Here is a 359-nt window from a genome sequence, read left to right on the forward strand (position 1 = left end):
TGCCGATCGCGAGTCTGCCGATCGCATCGCTTCCGGTTGCCGGCACACCGATCGCTTCCCTGTCGCCCGACGGAACCCTCGGTTCGATTCCGATCGCCAGCCTCGACGTGGCGGGGACGCCGATCGCGTCGCTGCCGATCGCGTCGCTTCCGATCGCCAGTCTCCCGATCGCAAGCCTTCCGATCGCGTCGTTGCCCATCGCGTCGCTCCCGATCGCTTCCCTGCCGATCGCCTCGTTGGATCTGGCCGGTACTCCGATTGCGTCGTTGCCGATCGCCAGTCTTCCGATCGCGAGTCTCCCCATCGCGTCGTTGCCGATCGCCAGTCTCCCGATCGCGAGTCTGCCGATCGCGTCGCTG

At 66.9% G+C, this 359-nt stretch carries 1 pseudogene; it reads left to right on the forward strand.

What is annotated here, in order from left to right:
- Window positions 1–359: pseudogene (locus tag ON45_RS20680) on the forward strand (hypothetical protein); the annotation flags it as partial.

The organism is Ilumatobacter nonamiensis YM16-303 (genome assembly GCF_000350145.1).
In the GTDB taxonomy this organism is placed as follows: Bacteria; Actinomycetota; Acidimicrobiia; order Acidimicrobiales; family Ilumatobacteraceae; genus Ilumatobacter_A; species Ilumatobacter_A nonamiensis.